General features: G+C 71.6%; 17 protein-coding genes. 10 read left to right on the top strand and 7 right to left on the bottom strand.

The features are described from left to right. Positions 1-96 (bottom strand): biotin carboxylase N-terminal domain-containing protein (locus ACIRR8_RS08515; protein WP_279617129.1); only part of this gene is annotated, 96 nt, incomplete at its 3' end. 354 nt (positions 97-450) lie between these two features. Between ACIRR8_RS08515 and ACIRR8_RS08510 the strand changes: the two genes are divergently transcribed. Continuing rightward, positions 451-888: a hypothetical protein gene (locus tag ACIRR8_RS08510; RefSeq protein WP_404060767.1), complete on the top strand. Its 438-nt coding sequence runs from the start codon at positions 451-453 to the stop codon at positions 886-888. A 39-nt stretch (positions 889-927) separates the two neighbouring features. Here the strand turns inward: ACIRR8_RS08510 and ACIRR8_RS08505 are convergent, their stop codons facing one another. The 4 genes from ACIRR8_RS08505 to ACIRR8_RS08490 all read right to left on the bottom strand — a co-directional run bounded on the left by ACIRR8_RS08505 (position 928) and on the right by ACIRR8_RS08490 (position 3,600). Further along, entirely contained in the window at positions 928-1,539 is a 612-nt protein-coding gene (locus ACIRR8_RS08505; RefSeq protein WP_404060624.1) for a Maf family protein, read from the bottom strand. A 38-nt stretch (positions 1,540-1,577) separates the two neighbouring features. Then, entirely contained in the window at positions 1,578-1,706 is a 129-nt protein-coding gene (mmpB, locus tag ACIRR8_RS08500; protein WP_404060622.1) for a morphogenic membrane protein MmpB, read from the bottom strand. Between the two features lie 76 nt (positions 1,707-1,782). After that, entirely contained in the window at positions 1,783-1,989 is a 207-nt protein-coding gene (locus tag ACIRR8_RS08495) for an acyl-CoA carboxylase epsilon subunit (RefSeq protein ID WP_109163943.1), read from the bottom strand. Positions 1,990-2,019: 30 nt separating this feature from the next. After that, positions 2,020-3,600: an acyl-CoA carboxylase subunit beta gene (locus ACIRR8_RS08490; RefSeq protein ID WP_404060620.1), complete on the bottom strand. Its 1,581-nt coding sequence runs from the start codon at positions 3,598-3,600 to the stop codon at positions 2,020-2,022. Positions 3,601-3,833: 233 nt separating this feature from the next. On the opposite strand from ACIRR8_RS08490, the gene ACIRR8_RS08485 reads away from it, so the two are divergent. From ACIRR8_RS08485 to hutH, 5 genes are all read left to right on the top strand, one after another. Further along, positions 3,834-4,745, top strand: a complete 912-nt coding sequence (locus ACIRR8_RS08485) for a biotin--[acetyl-CoA-carboxylase] ligase (protein WP_404060618.1) — start codon at positions 3,834-3,836, stop codon at positions 4,743-4,745. A gap of 236 nt (positions 4,746-4,981) precedes the next feature. Beyond that, the gene (locus ACIRR8_RS08480; protein ID WP_404060616.1) at positions 4,982-6,181 is read left to right on the top strand and encodes an adenylate/guanylate cyclase domain-containing protein; all 1,200 of its coding nucleotides are present in this window, start codon (positions 4,982-4,984) and stop codon (positions 6,179-6,181) included. Between the two features lie 115 nt (positions 6,182-6,296). After that, positions 6,297-7,109: an enoyl-CoA hydratase/isomerase family protein gene (locus tag ACIRR8_RS08475; RefSeq protein ID WP_404060614.1), complete on the top strand. Its 813-nt coding sequence runs from the start codon at positions 6,297-6,299 to the stop codon at positions 7,107-7,109. Between the two features lie 97 nt (positions 7,110-7,206). Further along, entirely contained in the window at positions 7,207-8,361 is a 1,155-nt protein-coding gene (locus ACIRR8_RS08470) for a diguanylate cyclase domain-containing protein (protein ID WP_404060611.1), read from the top strand. A 78-nt stretch (positions 8,362-8,439) separates the two neighbouring features. After that, positions 8,440-9,990: a histidine ammonia-lyase gene (gene hutH / locus ACIRR8_RS08465; protein ID WP_404060608.1), complete on the top strand. Its 1,551-nt coding sequence runs from the start codon at positions 8,440-8,442 to the stop codon at positions 9,988-9,990. Between the two features lie 72 nt (positions 9,991-10,062). Here hutH and ACIRR8_RS08460 read toward each other — a convergent pair whose 3' ends face one another. Beyond that, positions 10,063-10,362, bottom strand: coding sequence for a hypothetical protein (locus tag ACIRR8_RS08460; protein WP_404060606.1), 300 nt, complete (start codon positions 10,360-10,362; stop codon positions 10,063-10,065). 153 nt (positions 10,363-10,515) lie between these two features. On the opposite strand from ACIRR8_RS08460, the gene ACIRR8_RS08455 reads away from it, so the two are divergent. The 3 genes from ACIRR8_RS08455 (at position 10,516) to ACIRR8_RS08445 (ending at position 13,237) form a co-directional block, all read left to right on the top strand. Next, positions 10,516-10,920 (top strand): hypothetical protein, encoded by a 405-nt coding sequence (locus ACIRR8_RS08455; RefSeq protein ID WP_404060764.1) that lies wholly within the window; start codon positions 10,516-10,518, stop codon positions 10,918-10,920. Positions 10,921-11,156: 236 nt separating this feature from the next. Continuing rightward, on the top strand, positions 11,157-12,425 hold the full coding sequence (locus ACIRR8_RS08450) for an Ig-like domain-containing protein (protein ID WP_404060603.1): 1,269 nt from the start codon (positions 11,157-11,159) through the stop codon (positions 12,423-12,425). A 419-nt stretch (positions 12,426-12,844) separates the two neighbouring features. Continuing rightward, positions 12,845-13,237 (top strand): DUF1330 domain-containing protein, encoded by a 393-nt coding sequence (locus ACIRR8_RS08445; RefSeq protein ID WP_404060600.1) that lies wholly within the window; start codon positions 12,845-12,847, stop codon positions 13,235-13,237. Here ACIRR8_RS08445 and ACIRR8_RS08440 read toward each other — a convergent pair. Continuing rightward, positions 13,204-13,704, bottom strand: coding sequence for an RDD family protein (locus tag ACIRR8_RS08440; RefSeq protein WP_404060597.1), 501 nt, complete (start codon positions 13,702-13,704; stop codon positions 13,204-13,206). The genes ACIRR8_RS08445 and ACIRR8_RS08440 overlap by 34 nt on opposite strands. Positions 13,705-13,917: 213 nt before the next feature. Here ACIRR8_RS08440 and ACIRR8_RS08435 point away from each other — a divergent pair, with 213 nt between their 5' ends. Further along, positions 13,918-14,271: a hypothetical protein gene (locus tag ACIRR8_RS08435; protein WP_404060594.1), complete on the top strand. Its 354-nt coding sequence runs from the start codon at positions 13,918-13,920 to the stop codon at positions 14,269-14,271. The last annotated feature ends 128 nt before the right edge of the window (positions 14,272-14,399 follow it).

Below are 14,399 nucleotides of genomic sequence, written 5' to 3'. Positions count from 1 at the left end.
GGCGTAGACCGCCACGCTCGCGATCCCCGCATCCCGGCACGCCCGAGCAACGCGGACAGCGATTTCGCCACGGTTGGCGATGAGCACCTTGCGCACGATGACTCCCTCCTGGAAACAAGCTGAGTTTAGGGACTACCAACACGGCGCTACGACCCGTCCCCAATGGTGAGCTTGCCCACACGGAGTGTGATTCGAGGCTTGCCTCAGTAGGGAAATCCCTTGTGGCACCACGGTACGCCGGGTTCTACAACCGCACAGTAATCATCCGGTGTGGTGCAGGTCTCTGTCTGAGGGGTCAACGCCTCACGGCGTTTCTTTGTGGAGTCCCTACGAACGGCCGACGGATTCTTTGCCGGACGTGCGGAACGGCCCGACCCCTTGTCCGGAGGAATACCGGTGAGTAGGGTCCGCCCCACACGCGTACCACGAGTAACAGGGGGTGGCGCCTTGCTGCGCAGAACGGTGGCGACCGTGACCGCGCTCGTGCTGTTCGGGGAGGCGGTGGGCATCTTCGTGATCAACGCCGTCCTCGCCACGGTCACCGAGAACCAGAACATGTCGCTGGCCGGCATGGACCCGAAGGCCATGACCGCCGGAACCTGGGTGCTGGGCGGGGTCTCCGCCGTGCTGCTCATCGGGTGCGGGCTGATCGCGCTGTTGGCCGGGGTCCGGGACCGGGCGCCGGGGCGGTTCGGGCGGATCGTGCTGATCGGCTGCGCGGTGGTGCACGGCGTGCTCGGCGCGGTGACCGTGGGACTGGTCGGGTGGGCCGCGTTCGCCTTCATGATGGTGGTGCTGGCCCTGCTGGTCCTCACCCTGCTCGCGTACGGGCCCGAGGACCGTGGCGAGGACCGGGTCGGCGACGCGGCGGCCCCGGCGGCGGCCTGAGCCGCCGCCGGGAGAGACCGGAACGCCCGGAAGCCTGTCTCAGGCCCACAACTCCGTGACCGAGATGCCCAGTTCGCCGAGCAGGCGGCGCAGCAGCGGCAGCGAGAGGCCGATCACATTGCCGTGGTCGCCCTCGATCGAGTCGACGAACGGAGCCGAGCGGCCGTCCAGGGTGAAGGCCCCGGCCACGTGCAGCGGCTCGCCGGACGCGACGTACGCGGCGACCTCGGCGTCGGTCGGCTCGCCGAACCGTACGACGGTGGACGCCGTCGCCGAGGCGTGGCGGCCCGAGGCGGTGTCGATCACGCTGTGGCCGGTCTGCAGGACGCCGGACCGGCCGCGCATCGCCTTCCAGCGGGCAGTGGCCTCCTCGGCGTCGGCCGGCTTGCCGAGCGCCTCGCCGTCCAGTTCGAGGACCGAGTCGCAGCCGATGACCAGTGCTCCCGCCGCTTCGGGCCGCTCCGCGACCGCCGACGCCTTGGCCCGGGCCAGCACCAGGGCCAGCTCGGCGGGGGTCGGTGCGGACAGGGCGTCCTCGTCGACCCCGCTGACGATCACCTCGGGGGCGAAACCCGCCTGGCGCAGCAGGCCGAGGCGGGCGGGGGAGGCGGAGGCGAGCACGAGGCGGCGCTGATCAGTCATACCGGCCATCGTAGAAGGGGCCGGAGCCGGCCCCGTACCGAAGAGGTTCAGCGGGTGCCGAGCACGAACATCGCGACCACCATCGCCAGCGCGAGCACGAAACCCGCGCGGCGCATCATGTCCTGGGCGTCGCGCAGGTCCTTCGGCGGCTTGTTCTCGGGGTCGGACCACAGCATGCCTCCGATCCTGCCCGCGCCGGGCGCCGCCGCGCCTGAGTACGGGTACTCAAGAAGCGGCGGCGCCCGGTCCGGTTCAGGCCGGCCAGTACGTCCGGGCCCAGGCTCGCGGGCCCGGCCGCGGGCGGTCCGTACGGGCGATGCGGCCCGGGTCGGACCACTGCTCGGGCGGGACGGGCGCGCCGGACGAGACGGCGGCGCTCGCCGCGGCGCGGGCCTGGACCACCGCCAGGGCGGCGGCCAGCTCCTCGGGGGTCGGGTTGCCCCGTACGACCCTGATCATGGGCAGACCTCTCTGTGACGGGCCGGGCGGCTACAGCGGGATGTTGCCGTGCTTCTTCGGAGGCAGTGATTCCCGCTTCGTACGGAGCTGACGCAGCCCTTTCACGATGTGGGCCCGGGTCTCGGACGGCATGACCACCGCGTCGACGTAGCCGCGCTCGGCCGCCACGTACGGGTTGAGCAGCGCGTCCTCGTAGTCCGCCATCAGCTCGGCGCGCGTCGCGTCCGGGTCCTCGGCGGCCGCGATGGTGCGGCGGTGCAGGATGTTCACCGCGCCCTGCGCGCCCATGACGGCGATCTGCGCGGTCGGCCAGGCCACGTTCAGGTCGGCGCCCAGATGCTTGGAGCCCATCACGTCGTACGCGCCGCCGAACGCCTTGCGCGTGATGACGGTGATCAGCGGGACCGTCGCCTCCGCGTACGCGTAGATCAGCTTGGCGCCGCGCCGGATGATGCCGCCGTACTCCTGGTCCACGCCCGGCAGGAAGCCCGGCACGTCCACGAAGGTGATGACCGGCACGTTGAACGCGTCGCAGGTCCGGACGAAGCGGGCCGCCTTCTCGCTCGCGTCGATGTCCAGGCAGCCGGCGAACTGCATCGGCTGGTTGGCGACGATCCCGACCGGGTGGCCCTCCACCCGCCCGAAGCCGGTGATGATGTTCGGCGCGAACAGGGCCTGGGTCTCCAGGAACTCGGCGTCGTCCAGGACGTGCTCGATCACGGTGTGCATGTCGTACGGCTGGTTCGCCGAGTCCGGGATCAGCGTGTCCAGCTCGCGGTCCTCGTCGGTGACCGCGAGATCCGCCTCCTCCGGGAAGGCCGGCGCCTCGGAGAGGTTGTTCGAAGGGAGGTAGGAGAGCAGCGACTTGACGTACTCGATGGCGTCCTTCTCGTCGCCCGACATGTGGTGCGCCACCCCGGAGGTGGTGTTGTGCGTACGGGCTCCGCCCAGCTCCTCGAAGCCGACGTCCTCACCGGTGACCGTCTTGATGACGTCGGGCCCGGTGATGAACATGTGCGAGGTCTGGTCGACCATCACCGTGAAGTCGGTGATGGCGGGGGAGTAGACCGCACCGCCCGCGCACGGGCCGACGATCAGCGAGATCTGCGGGATCACGCCGGAGGCGTGCACGTTGCGGCGGAAGATCTCGGCGAACAGGCCGAGCGCCGCCACACCCTCCTGGATGCGGGCGCCGCCGCCGTCGTTGATGCCGATGACCGGGCAGCCGGTCTTCAGCGCGAAGTCCATGACCTTGACGATCTTCTCGCCGTAGACCTCGCCGAGCGATCCGCCGAAGATGGTGAAGTCCTGCGAGTACACGCAGACCGGGCGGCCGTCGACCGTGCCGTATCCGGTGACGACACCGTCGCCGTACGGGCGGTTCTTCTCGATGCCGAAGTTGGTGGAGCGGTGCCGGGCGAACTCGTCGAGCTCCACGAAGGAGCCCTCGTCGAGCAGCAGCTCGACCCGCTCACGGGCCGTCAGCTTGCCCTTGGCGTGCTGCTTCTCGACCGCGCGGGCCGAACCCGCGTGCGTCGCTTCGTCAATGCGGCGCCTCAGGTCCGCGAGCTTGCCCGCGGTGGTGTGGATGTCGCTCTGCGGCTCGGACATCGGGGGGCGGCTCCCTGCCTGGTCACGGGGACGACGACCGGTGAACGGTCACGGGGGGACGGGCGGTCGTCTGTCCGGCTCTGCGGCTACTGGCTCGTAACTTGTGGTTGCGCAACGCTGGTACGTAACGGGTCAGGCAACTCTGGTCCGTCACTCCTCGGCTACTGACTCGTAGCGTATCGGCGCGTCTGCGGAAAGGCAGTGCGTCCTTTGCCACACCTAGGGTGGCTTGCATGACACCACCGGATGCGCCACACAATCGCTGGTCGGACCTGGACAGGCCGCCTCTGAACGCGACCGCCCTGCGCCGCGGGCTGCTGCGGCCGGAGTCGCTCTGGAGCGAGCTGGAGGTCGTGGAGACCACCGGGTCGACCAACTCCGACCTCGCCGGACGGGCCCGCTCCGGCGGCCTGGCCGAAGGCGCGGTCCTGGTCGCGGAGGAGCAGACCGCCGGGCGCGGCCGGCTGGAGCGGAGCTGGACCGCGCCGCCGCGTTCCGGGCTGTTCTTCTCGGTCTACCTGGAGCCCGGCGAGGACGTGCCGGTGGAGCGGTGGGGGTGGGTGCCGCTGCTCGCCGGAGTGGCCGCCGCGACCGGCCTCGCGAAGTCGGCGGGCGTCGACACGGCACTCAAGTGGCCCAACGACCTGCTGGTCACGGTCCCCACGGGCTCCGGCGAGCTCCGTCCGGGGGAGACCCCACCGGGCGAGGAGCGCAAGGCCGGCGGCATCCTCGGCGAGTTCGCCGGAGACGGCATCGTGGTCGGCCTCGGCATCAACGTCTCGCTCCGCGCCGACGAGCTGCCCGCACCCACCGCCGGTTCGCTCGCGCTCGCCGGAGCCGTCTCCACCGACCGGGAGACCCTGCTGAGGTCCGTGCTGCGCTCGCTGGAGCACTGGTACGGGGGGTGGAAGGCGGCAGGTGGTGACGCGGCGGCGAGCGGGCTCCAGGCGGCGTACGCGGCCGGGTGCGCGACGCTCGACCGGACCGTACGGGCCGAGCTGCCGGGCGGTGACGCGCTGGTCGGACAGGCCGTCGCGATCGACGGCGACGGCCGGCTGGTGCTCTCCACCGAGGACGGGCTCCAGCAACCGGTCTCGGCCGGCGACATCGTGCACCTGCGCGGCGCGGCGGGCGGGCTCACCTGAGGCGGGCCGGGCGGGCTCACCCGGGAGGAGCCCGCGAAGGGCGTGGGGCGGGGTGGATACCGCGTAGCCGGTAGATGTCACGCGCGACGCACCCGTATCGGGCAACCAACGACGTGAGCTAGGGCACATCTGCCGTATTGTTGAGGCGATCCGGCGACAGATCATTACAGATCGGCGCCGAGGCGATCAGCGACAGATCGGCAGGCAGTGCGCAGGGAACGGGCAGGAGGCGGCTGGTGACCGTCGGCGACACGACGTCCGGCGCGGGCGAGGAGCCCCCGTCGGACTCCTCGGTCCATGCCACGCCGCATCTGGAGGTCGACCACACGGCAGAGCCGACCGACGACCCGCTCGCGATCCGCCTCGAAGCCCTGATCCTCGGGGCCGACCGCCGCTACACGCCTTTCCAGGCCGCCCGTACCGCCGGCGTCTCCATGGACCTGGCCTCCCGGTTCTGGCGGGCCATGGGCTTCGCCGACATCGGCCAGGCCAAGGCGCTCACCGAGGCCGACGTGCTGGCCCTGCGCCGGCTCGCCGGTCTGGTGGAGGCCGGGCTGCTCAGTGAGCCGATGGCGATCCAGGTGGCCCGTTCGACCGGGCAGACCACCGCGCGGCTGGCGGAGTGGCAGATCGACTCGTTCCTGGAGGGGCTCACCGAGCCGCCGGAGCCGGGGATGACCCGTACGGAAGTCACGTATCCGCTGGTCGAGCTGTTGCTGCCGGAGCTCCAGGAGTTCCTGGTCTACGTGTGGCGGCGGCAGTTGGCCGCCGCGACCGGCCGGGTCGTGCAGGCGGCGGACGACGACGAGATGGTCGACCGGCGCCTGGCCGTCGGCTTCGCGGACCTCGTCGGCTTCACCCGGCTGACCCGGCGGCTGGAGGAGGAGGAGCTCGGCGAGCTGGTCGAGTCCTTCGAGACGACCGCCGCCGACCTGGTCGCCGCGCACGGCGGCCGGCTCATCAAGACCCTCGGCGACGAGGTGCTCTTCGCCGCCGACGACGCGGGCACGGCGTCCGAGATAGCGCTCCGGCTGATCGAGGCGATGTCCCAGGACGAGGCGATGCCCTCGCTGCGCGTCGGCATCGCCTTCGGCACGGTCACCACCCGCATGGGCGATGTCTTCGGCACCACGGTGAACCTCGCCAGCCGGCTCACCTCGATAGCTCCGAAGGACGCCGTCCTGGTGGACGGGGCGTTCGCCAAGGAGCTGGTCCGGCACGGGGACGCCCCGGAGTCGGAGGCCCAGGCCGCCGAGGAGGTCGCGGCCGCCGCCGAGCGGGCGCGGCTGGCCGAGAAGGAGGGCCGTGAGGCGGCGGAGGAGCCGCCGCTGCCGACGTACCGCTTCGGACTCCAGCCGATGTGGCAGCGGCCGGTGCGCGGGCTCGGTGTGGTGGAGCCGTGGCTGCTGGCCCGGCGCGGCAAGACGGGATCCTGAGCCCTACCGCTTCACGGGCTCGCCCTGTCGGTTCCCGGTGCGCCCTGTCTAGGATCCCTGTCGACGACGCCGGTTAACCGGCGTTCACCGGCAGTCGACCGACAGGGGTGCAGCCATGACCGTCACGTCCGAGCAGCGGTTCGGGGAGTTCGTCGTCGTACGGCGGCACGCGGGCCAGGAGCATGTGGCCGAGCTGGTCCTCGACCGGCCGAAGGCCATGAACGCCGTCTCCACCGACATGGCCCGCTCCATCGCCGCCGCCTGCGAGGCGCTCGGCGCCGACCGGGACGTCCGCGTCACCGTTCTCACCTCCAGCCATGAGCGGGCCTTCTGCGTGGGCGCCGACCTCAAGGAGCGGAACTCCTTCACCGACGCCGAGCTGGTACGCCAGCGGCCCACCGCCCGGGCCGCCTACACCGGGGTCCTGGAGCTGCCGATGCCGACGATCGCCGCCGTGCACGGCTTCGCCCTCGGCGGCGGCTTCGAGCTGGCCCTCGCCTGCGATGTGATCGTCGCCGACGCCACCGCCGTGGTCGGACTCCCCGAGGTGTCGGTGGGCGTCATCCCGGGCGGCGGCGGTACGCAGTTGCTGCCGCGCCGGGTGGGGGCGGCGCGCGCCGCCGAGCTGGTGTTCACCGCGCGGCGGGTCGAGGCGGCCGAGGCGCGGGAGCTGGGGCTGGTGGACGAGCTGGTGGCGGCGGGGCAGGACCGGGAGGAGGCGCTCGCGCTCGGGGCCCGGATGGCCGCCAACTCGCCGGTCGGGCTGCGGGCGGCCAAGAAGGCGCTCCGGCTGGGGCACGGGCTCGACCTGCGGGCGGGCCTGGAGGTGGAGGACGCGGCCTGGCGGTCGGTGGCCTTCTCCGGTGACCGGGCGGAGGGTGTGGCCGCCTTCAACGAGAAGCGGAGCCCGCGGTGGCCGGGTGAGTGACCGCCGCTGGGTGCCCCGGGCCGCCCGCCGGGTGACGCCGGAAATTAGTTGCTCATCAAACTGATCAAAAGGCAAAAAAACTACATAAGCTGGATAAATGGGTGAAGACGATGCTCGGCTGCGGGCCGTGGTTTCGCTGGCGCAGACGATGGCCGCGGCCTACACGCCGCGCGATTCGTGGCGGGCGGCCGCGCTGGGGGCCTGCGAGGCGCTGGGCGGCAGCTTCGCCGCACTGTCGGTGTGGGAGCGGGACCGGGGCAGGCTGCGGGTCCTGGTCAACGCGGGGCAGCGGGCCGAGGGGGAGGAGGAGTTCCCCGAGGAGGAGGCCTACCCGGTCCACGAGTTCCCGGAGATCACCGAGTTCCTGCACGAGCGCTGGGCCGGCGGCGGTGAGCCCGACGCCTGGGTCGAGACCGCCGACGGCCTGCCCGGCGCGGGCGGCCCGGCGCGCGGCGCGCGCCCGTACTGCCACCAGCGGGTGGCGGCGCTGCGCCGGCGCGGCCGTAGCTGCTGTGTGGTCGCGCCGATCGTGCTGCACGGGCGGGCCTGGGGCGAGCTGTATGTGGCGCGGCAGGCGGGAAAGCCGGTGTTCGACCGGGACGACGCCAACTTCGCGACCGTGCTCGCCGCCGTCGTGGCCTCCGGGATCGCCCAGACCGAACGGCTGGAGGAGGTCCGCAAACTGGCCTTCACCGACCCGCTGACCGGCCTCGCCAACCGCCGGGCCGTCGACATCCGGCTCGACGAGGCGATCGAGGCGCACCGCACCGCCGGGGTCGTCGTCAGCCTCGTCGTCTGCGACCTCAACGGCCTGAAAACGGTGAACGACACCCATGGCCACGCGGTCGGTGACCGTCTGCTGGAACGTTTCGGCTCGGTGCTCTCGCTCTGCGGCGCGATGCTCCCGGACGCGCTGGCCGCCCGGCTCGGCGGCGACGAGTTCTGCCTGGTGGCGGACGGGCCTGAGGCGGACGACGTGGTGGGCGTCGCCACCGAGCTGTGCGACCGGGCGGCGGTGATCGAGCTCGGCGACGGGGTCGCCTGCGGGGTCGCGTCGACCGGCGACCCGATCGGCCCGGTGCGCTCGGCCCGCCGGCTGTTCCGGCTGGCGGACGCCGCGCAGTACCGGGCCAAGGCGGCCCGCTCGCTGCGGCCGGTGGTGGCCGGGCGGGACGGCGAGGTCATCCGGCTCGCGGACTCGCCGCCGAAGTCGGCGCACGACCGCCGCAGGCTGCGCGGCAACCGCCCGTGACCGTACGGACAGGCGGGTAAGGGTCTCTGCGCGGAACCGCTAGTGACATAGCGGGTTTCAATCCGTACGCTGCTGAATATGGATATGCACACTGTCGTGGTGGGGACGTCCGGAACCACCGCCGAGGACGTCGTCGCCGTGGCCCGCCACGGCGCCCGGGTGGAGCTCTCCACCGCAGCCGTGGACGCGCTGGCCGCCTCCCGCCTCATCGTGGACGCGCTCGCGGCCAAGCCCGAGCCGGTCTACGGCGTCTCCACCGGCTTCGGCGCCCTCGCCAGCCGCCACATCAGCACCGAGCTGCGCGCCCAACTCCAGCGCAACATCGTCCGCTCGCACGCGGCGGGCATGGGCCCCCGCGTCGAGCGCGAGGTCGTGCGCGCGCTGATGTTCCTCCGGCTCAAGACGGTCGCCTCCGGCCACACCGGCGTACGCCCGGAGGTCGCGCAGACCATGGCGGACGTGCTGAACGCGGGCATCACGCCGGTCGTCCACGAGTACGGTTCGCTCGGCTGCTCCGGCGACCTCGCGCCGCTCTCGCACTGCGCGCTCACCCTGATGGGCGAGGGCGATGCGGAGGGTCCCGACGGCACGGTCGGCCCGGCGGGCGAGCTGCTCGCCGCGCACGGCATCACCCCGGTCGAGCTGCGCGAGAAGGAGGGCCTGGCCCTCCTCAACGGCACCGACGGGATGCTCGGCATGCTGGTCATGGCCCTCGCCGACCTCCGTACCCTCTACACCTCCGCCGACATCACCGCCGCCCTCTCCCTGGAGGCGCTGCTCGGCACGGACAAGGTCCTCGCGCCCGAGCTGCACGCCATCCGCCCGCACCCCGGCCAGGGCGCCAGCGCGGACAACATGCTGCGGGTGCTGGCGGGATCCGGGCTGACGGGCCATCACCAGGACGACGCGCCCCGGGTGCAGGACGCCTACTCCGTACGCTGCGCCCCCCAGGTCAACGGCGCGGGCCGCGACACCCTGGACTACGCGGCCGTGGTCGCGGGCCGCGAGCTGGCCTCGTCCGTGGACAACCCGGTGGTGCTGCCCGACGGCCGGGTGGAGTCCAACGGCAACTTCCACGGCGCGCCCGTCGCGTACGTCCTGGACTTCCTCGCCATCGTCGCCGCCGACCTCGGCTCGATCTGCGAGCGCCGCACCGACCGCCTCCTCGACAAGAACCGCTCGCACGGCCTGCCGCCGTTCCTCGCGGACGACGCCGGGGTCGACTCGGGACTGATGATCGCCCAGTACACGCAGGCCGCCCTGGTCAGCGAGATGAAGCGGCTGGCCGTCCCCGCCTCCGCCGACTCGATCCCGTCCTCCGCGATGCAGGAGGACCACGTCTCCATGGGCTGGTCGGCGGCGCGCAAGCTCCGCACGGCGGTGGACAACCTGGCGCGGATCGTCGCCGTGGAGCTGTACGCGGCGACCCGCGCGGTGGAGATCCGGGCCGCCGAGGGCCTGGTCCCGGCAGCCGCCTCACAGGCCGCCGTGGCCGCGCTGCGGGCGGCGGGTGCGCAGGGACCGGGCCCGGACCGCTTCCTGGCGCCGGACCTGGCCGCCGCGGACACGTTCGTACGGGAAGGCGCTCTGGTGGCGGCGGTGGAGCCGGTCTCGGGGCCGCTGGCCTGAGGAGCCGGTCCCGTACGCGCACGAAAGGGCTGCCGCACCGGGGGGTGTGGCAGCCCTTTCGCGGGTACGGGCTCAGAGCGCCGGGCGGGCTCCGCCCCCGGAACGGCGTACCGAGTAGGTCACGAAGCCGGCACCGAGGCCCAGCAGCGCCGTGCCGCCGATCAGATACGGGGTGGTGTCGACACCCACGCCGGTCTCGGCGAGTTGCGGTGCGGCGTCGGTGTCGTCGGACGCGGCGGCCGGCTGAACGCTCCGGATCGCCGGGTCGGCAGCGGTCTCGACGGTCGCGTTGGCCGACGGGACGAACCAGAGTGCGGCCAGCAGCGTGCCCGCGGCGGTGGCGGTCAGGAGTGTGCGGCGAGTGACGGACACAGTTTCGATCCCCTTGCGACAACCATGAGTTAGCCCCGTGGGCCGATGCTAAGCAAAGCAGCGGGTCGGAGGAAAGTCGTGGCTGCCAGGAGCCATACGCTCCGGAGTATGAGCACTGAAGAGACATCCGGATTTGTTCGCGTTCGCGTGGAGATGGTGCTGGAGATCACCGACCTCGACGCCCTCACCGGCACCGCGCTCGAATCCATCGCCGCCGAGTACGGGGAACCGGTATCGGGTATCACCGAGAGCGACACCGCCGAGGAGCGGATGCATGCCGAGGCCACCGTCCGGGCAGACGGAGCAGAGGCCCTCGCGTCGCTGATCGATCCGTTCGACCTGGTCAGCGAGGTGCCCGGGGTCGAGCTGGCACAGGCGTCCTGGAGCAGCGAGAGCGTCGAGTACGACCCCGACGAAGAGGGCTGGGACGAGGACGAGGACGACGAGGACGGTCCGTTCCTGGCCGGGACCGGGGACGAGGAGGAGGGGTACGGCGGCGCGGTCGCGCACAATGGGAGGAACGACGGCGAGGACGGTGACCTCGCGCAGCGGGTCTGACGTGTGAGAACACCGGCCCCGGCCCTGCTTCACCGCGGACCGGGGCCGTGCTGTGCGGCGGCTCCGTATCCGGACCCGGCAGTGGGAACCGCCGCTGCCGCGACCGCGTCGATGAGTGGTGTTCCCCACATCCTCGGTGGATGTGGAACGGAGCGTTCGTTCCAGGTGTTCTTGGAACATTGACGGGGAATCGCCGCCTGGCAGCCCCGTTCGGGGATTTTGGGGAATCGGCAACGATGGAGAAGCGTGTGATGACGGACAGCAAGCGGCGCAAGGGCCTCGCGGCCGCGTCCGCACTGCTCGGCGGCGTGCTGGTGCTTTCGGCCTGTACCGACGACGGCGGTGAGAAGAAGACGGGCGCCGCCAGTTCGGAGTCGTCACAGGCGCAGGAGGTCGACAAGGCCGCCGCCGAAGACGCGTCCGAGGCGCAGATAGCGATCAAGCCGGAGAACGGCGCCACCAACGCCAGCATCAACAACGCCGCCCAGGTCTCCGTCACCAAGGGCAAGCTCACCGAGGTCGTCATGACCACGGCGGAGGGCAAGGCGGTCGAGGGCACGCTGGCCGCCGACGGCTCCAGCTGGAAGCCCGCCGGCCAGCTCGAACGCTCCACCACGTACAAGATCGACGCCACGGCGGAGGACGCGAAGGGCCGCAAGGCCCACGAGAACAGCTCCTTCACCACCGTCTCGCCCGACAACAGCTTCATCGGGAACTTCACGCCCGAGGACGGCTCCACCGTCGGCGTCGGGATGCCCGTCTCGATCAACTTCAACAAGGAGATCACGGACAAGAAGGCCGTCCAGGACGGCATCACCGTGACCTCCAGCAGCGGCCAGGAGGTCGTGGGCCACTGGTTCAACAGCCAGCGTCTGGACTTCCGCCCGGAGGACTACTGGCAGGGCGGCTCCACCGTCACGCTGAAGCTGGCGCTCGACGGCGTCGAGGGCGCGGACGGTGTCGTCGGCGTGCAGCAGAAGACCGTGACGTTCAAGGTCGGCCGCAACCAGGTCTCCACCGTCGACGCGAAGACCAAGATGATGACGGTCACCCGCGACGGCAAGACGATCAAGACCATCCCGATCTCCGCGGGCGCGCCCGAGAACCCCACGTACAACGGTGAGATGGTGATCTCCGAGAAGCACAAGGAGACCCGGATGAACGGCGCCACCGTCGGCTTCACCGATGACGACGGCAAGGGCGAGTACGACATCAAGGACGTGCCGCACGCGATGCGCCTGTCCACCTCGGGCACCTTCATCCACGGCAACTACTGGGGCAAGGGCATCTTCGGCCAGGCCAACACCAGCCACGGCTGCGTGGGCCTGGCGGACGTGAAGGGCGCCAACGACCCGAACGCGCCGGGTGCCTGGTTCTACGACAACTCCATGGTCGGCGACGTGGTCATCGTCAAGAACTCCCCGGACAAGACCATCAAGCCGGACAACGGCCTGAACGGCTGGAACATGGACTGGGCCCAGTGGAAGGCCGGCTCCGCCGCCTGATCCGCTGCCCCCTGCCCCACCACCCCCGTCCCCGTCCGAAGGCGGCGGCACCCCGGAACGTATCCGGGGTGCCGCCGCCTTCGGCGTGCGTGGACCTCCTGTCCCGCGACGCTCGCGCCTCGGCGGCCGCTGCGGTATGGACGGGCGGTCCGCCACCTGGGCCCACACGGGGGTTCGGTCGGTGAGCACGTCGATGGCCTGGCGTGGGCAGCGCGGTAGCCGGAGGTCCGGGAAGCGCCGCACCGGCCCGGACAACGCAGGCAGCCGCAGTCGTGGTCACAGAAACAGTGCAGAACCAGCACGCTCCGGCGCATGGACCACCGCCATGACCTCCGAGGTAATCGACGCCCTGCGCCCCGCCCGGCAGCATCGGAGGCGTACCGAAGGACCACGCCACGCCCACCCCGGAGGACCGGACCATGACCGCGTACGCCCTCGCCCACCTGCGCCCCGTCGACGGCCCCGCCCACGACGAGGTGCTGAGCTACATCGAGCGCATCCAGTCCACCATGGAGCCTTACGGCGGCCGCTTCCTGGTGCACGGGGCCGAGGTGGAGGTGGTGGAGGGGGAGTGGCCCGGCGCGTTGGTCGTCATCGCCTTCCCCGGCACCGAGGAGATCCGCGCCTGGTACGCGTCCCCCGCCTACCAGGAGATCCTGCCGCTGCGCACCCGGCACATCGACGGTGACGTGATCATCGTGCCCGGCGTCGGCCCGGAGTACGACGCGTCGGCGACGGCGGCGGCGATGAGGGCGGCCCGGGACCGCACGGAGCAGGGTCAGCCCGCCCGCCCCTCCACCGCCTCCCGGTAGTACCGCAGATCGCTGCGGTGGACCTGGCGGACCCCCGCCAGGTCCGTGTGCTGGGCCGCGGCCCGGGGGCAGCCGCCGAGGCGCTCCCGGGGCGGTGGTGCGGCGGCTGTCCGGCGGAGGTGGTGCCAGGGCTGGAGCGGCAGCCAGAGCAGGCCGTAGAGCCAGCGCAGGACCAGGCGGCGGAACTCCGGACGGCCCGCGTCCGGCAGCCGGATCACCCGTACGCCCATGATCAGCTTTCCGGCGCTGGCCCGTACCGCCATCGTCAGCAGCACCTGGTTGGCGAAGGACAGCACGGTCAGCTGGGCGACGAGCACCGCCGCCGTCCGGCCCGCCCCCGCGCCCGGCGCGCCCAGGCAGGAGTGCACCAGCAGGCCGACGACCAGCAGGCACAGGTAGCAGTCGAGCCCGACCGCCAGGTAGCGGCGCGTCTCGCCCGTGCCCCGGGGGAGACGGGGCTGTCGCACCTCCCCAGGAGCGCGGCCGGTTCCGTACAACAACCTTGGCTGATAAGGAGATTGCACTCTCCGCTGCCCCCGCGGCTTCGTCATGGGGAGCATCATGACTGATCGTCAGGCGAGGTGTCGCGGTTCCTGGCGGGTAACTCCCTGGCCTCTGGCAGCTTTCACCAATCCCTTACGGTGACGGGAACGGATGCACGAGTACGTACGGGGGCGACCATGGGGTTCGACGGCACCATATGGAGGCTGCGGCGCGGCACGGAACTCGTCGGGGAGATCGCGGTGGACGACCCCGACTTCCCCTGGCTGCGCGGCCGGTTCATCCCGGGCCCGGCCTTCGACACCGCCCTACGCGAGCTCTTCGACCGCGAACTGGCCCTCATGGAAAGGCTGGACGAGGACGAGAGCGACGAGAGCGCGGAGGCGTGGGAGCGGGTCTGCTGCGAGGTGAACAGCACGCTCGCACTGGCCGGTCCGGAGGGTGAGGCGGTCGCCGAGTTCCTGCTGCACATCCAGGGCGACCGGGCCTGGTTCCGGTGGAGCGACACGCCGTTCTCCGAGGAGGCGCGGTAGGGGCCCGGATGGCCAGCATGTGGATGCGCGTCGAAGATCATCAGGCGACGCGGGACAATCGGGACGTACGACGGTGGCGCTCCCAGGACGGGGGCGCCGACGCGCACGAGCCGACCCACGGAAGGTCT

The organism is Streptomyces sp. NPDC101178 (assembly GCF_044767965.1).
Classification (GTDB): domain Bacteria; phylum Actinomycetota; class Actinomycetes; order Streptomycetales; family Streptomycetaceae; genus Streptomyces.
Note: the sequence above shows the minus strand (reverse complement) of the source record. Positions and strands in the feature narration are given on the sequence as shown.